Origin of the sequence: Nostocoides australiense Ben110 (assembly GCF_001050535.1) — a bacterium.
Classification (GTDB): domain Bacteria; phylum Actinomycetota; class Actinomycetes; order Actinomycetales; family Dermatophilaceae; genus Nostocoides_A; species Nostocoides_A australiense.
Map to the genome: position 1 here is coordinate 2,995,117 of NZ_HG764815.1, position 3,091 is coordinate 2,998,207.

A 3,091-nucleotide genomic window follows, 5' to 3' on the forward strand; every position below is an offset into this window, starting at 1 on the left:
TTGAGGCGTCCGGCCGCGCGCCGGGCGCGGGTAGTGACGTCGATGGCGCTCACGCTGAGCCCGCACGCGAGGCTGCGTCGCGCAGGGCCTGACGCAGCGCCCAGGGTTCGTCAGCGGGCCGCAGGTCGCGCCAGCCCCGCTCGCGCATGGCGTGCGCGGCCAAAATGGCGATGACGGTATGCGGATTGTGCAGCCGGCCGGCGAGCACCGCATCGCGCGCCTCGTCCAGACTCACCCACCGCACCGGCATGTCGCGCTCCTCCCCCGTGCGCTCGTGCCGCTCCTCCTCGGGAACCGGCCGTATGCCGCGCGCGAGGAAGATGCGGATCGTCTCGTTCGTGAAGCCGGGCGAGGTCGCATAGTCGAGCAGGACCGCCCACGAGTCGGCGTGGAGGTCGGCCTCCTCCGCCAGTTCACGTTGCGCGGCAAGGAGAGCCGGCTCGTCCGGCACGTCCAGGAGGCCGGCCGGGACCTCCCACTCCCGCATCCGGGTCGGGTGCCGGTACTGCTGGATCAGGACGAGCCGGTCCTCCTCGTCGAGGGCGATGACCGCGACAGCGCCGGGATGATCGACGAGATCACGCTGCACCACCTCGTGCCCGAGGTCGACGCTGTCGCGGCGCACATCCCAGACCAGGCCCTCATACATCGTCTCGGAGGCCACGACCCGGGCGGGGGCGAACTCGTCGGCGATGGGCGTCATGATCTCGTTCGGGTTCACGCAGGCCATTGTCCCAGCCCGCCGCGTCCGGGAACGCGCTCAGGGGACCGCGGCCGGGACCGGCGGGTCGACCTCGACCAGCCGCGAGGAGCGTTGCTGCTCGATGGCCGCGCCGATGAGTCCGGCAAAAAGCGGGTGGGCCCGGTGCGGCCGCGACTTGAACTCCGGATGCGCCTGGGTCGCAACGTAATAGGGGTGCACATCGGCGGGCAACTCGACGAACTCCACCAGGTTGCCGTCCGGTGAGGTGCCGCTGAAGACGAGCCCCGCCTCCCCGATCGCGTCGCGGTAGGAGTTGTTGACCTCGTACCGGTGCCGGTGCCGCTCGTCGACCTCGGTCGCGCCATAGGCTCCCGCCACGACGGACCCCTCCAGCAGGCGCGCCGGATAGGTGCCCAGGCGCATCGTGCCGCCGAGGTCACCGGCGCCCTCGACGAAGGCCAGTTGTTCGGCCATCGTCGCGATGACCGGGGCCGGCGTCTGCGGGTCGAACTCGCTCGAGGACGCCCCCTCGATGCCGGCGACATTGCGGGCGTATTCGATGACCATGCACTGCAACCCCAGGCAGAGCCCGAGAGTCGGTATGCCGTTCTCCCGGGCCCACCGCAGGGCGCCCACCTTGCCCTCGATGCCGCGGACGCCGAAGCCGCCTGGCACGAGCACCGCGTCGACACCGCCGAGCGCCTTGGACGCGCCGGACGGACTCTCGCAGTCGTCGGACGCGACCCACCGGATGCTCACTCGCGCGTCGTGGGCGAAGCCGCCGGCGCGTAGCGCCTCGGTCACCGACAGATAGGCGTCGGGCAGGTCGATGTACTTGCCGACCAGCGCCACCTCGACCTGGTGGGCCGGATGGTGCACGCGGCGCAGCAGGTCGTCCCACTCGTCCCAGCCGACATCGCGGAAGTTCAGCCCGAGCCGCCGGATGACGAAGGCGTCCAAGCCTTCGCGGTGCAGCACCTTGGGGATGTCATAGATTGAGGGCGCGTCCACGCATGCGGCGACGGCGTCCATGTCGACATCGCACATGAGCGAGATCTTGCGCTTGATGCCCTCCGGAATGTCCCGATCCGCCCGCAGCACAAGGGCGTCCGGCTGCAGACCGACCTGCCGCATCGCCGCGACGGAGTGCTGGGTCGGCTTCGTCTTCAGCTCACCGCTCGGGGCCAGATAGGGGACGAGCGAGACGTGCAGGAACATCGAGTTGTCGCGGCCGAGGTCGTGGCGGACCTGCCGGGCGGCCTCGAGGAAGGGCAGCGACTCGATGTCGCCGACGGTGCCCCCGATCTCGGTGATGATCACGTCGGGCGCGTCGTCGCCCTCGGCCTGCGCTCGCATGCGGGCCTTGATCTCGTTGGTGATGTGCGGGATGACCTGCACCGTGTCGCCGAGATATTCGCCCCGGCGCTCCTTGGCGATGACCTGGCTGTAGACCTGCCCCGTGGTGACATTGGCGTTCTGCGCGAGGTTGACGTCGAGGAAGCGCTCGTAGTGGCCGATGTCGAGGTCGGTCTCCGCGCCGTCCTCGGTGACGAAGACCTCGCCGTGCTGGAACGGATTCATCGTCCCGGGATCAACGTTGAGATAGGGGTCGAGCTTCTGCATCGTCACCCGCAACCCGCGTGCGCGGAGAAGGTTGCCGAGGCTCGAGGCCGTCAGCCCCTTTCCGAGGGAGGAGGCCACGCCTCCGGTCACGAAGATGTGTTTCGTCGTGGTCGCCACGGGGTTCTAGGTTATCCCAGGATCAGGGCGTCGTATGCCGCTGACCACGCCCGGGTCGTGTCGGCGACGCTCGGCCACCCGGCCGCGACTGCCCGCCCGCGGTCCGCGGCCGCCGCAGACGCCGCCGCGTCCGACAGGAAATAGTCTGCGGCAGAAGCGATTTGACCGGCAGAGCCAGGTGACACGAGCCGACCGCCGCCCTCGGCCAGGAGATCGGTCAACCCGCCGACATTCGGCGCCACCACCGGTATGCCGCCCGCCATGGCCTCCTGCACCACCAGCGCGCGCGCCTCCCATCGGCTCGTCAGGACGAACAGGTCAGCGGCCAGCAGCAGGTCGCCCGGGTCCGAGACCGGGCCGAGGAAGCGCACCGGCAGGTGCTCGCGCTCCACACGAGCGCGTAACTCGGACAGCAGGTGCGGTATGCCGCCGCCCACGACGAGCCAGGCCCCCGGCACGCTCAGGGTGGAAGCCGCGTCGAGCAGCGTGGGCAGGTCCTTCTGGGGGGCGACCCGAGAGATGGTGAGGATGAGTGGCTCCCCGCGCGTCAGCCCGTATGCCGCAGCCACCCGCTCCCGCGCCGCTGCCCGTTCTCGGGGGCCGGCCGCGAGCAGGTCCAGCACCCGCGGGGAGGAGACCTCGGCGAGC

General features: G+C 70.4%; 3 protein-coding genes. All 3 read right to left on the reverse strand.

Annotated elements, in window-relative coordinates; all coding sequences use genetic code 11:
• Window positions 1-49: 49 nt before the first annotated feature.
• Window positions 50-730: an NUDIX domain-containing protein gene (locus tag BN11_RS14425; protein WP_407667986.1), complete on the reverse strand. Its 681-nt coding sequence runs from the start codon at window positions 728-730 to the stop codon at window positions 50-52.
• A 30-nt stretch (window positions 731-760) separates the two neighbouring features.
• The gene (locus tag BN11_RS14430) at window positions 761-2,443 is read right to left on the reverse strand and encodes a CTP synthase (RefSeq protein ID WP_048698771.1); all 1,683 of its coding nucleotides are present in this window, start codon (window positions 2,441-2,443) and stop codon (window positions 761-763) included.
• Between the two features lie 11 nt (window positions 2,444-2,454).
• Window positions 2,455-3,091: glycosyltransferase (locus BN11_RS21360; RefSeq protein WP_162213244.1), on the reverse strand; the 637-nt coding region annotated here is incomplete at its 5' end.

Bases quoted from the DNA above. Each gene is read 5' to 3' on its own strand.
- BN11_RS14425 (WP_407667986.1), bottom strand. From the start codon at position 730: ATGGCCTGCGTGAACCCGAACGAGATCATGACGCCCATCGCCGACGAG.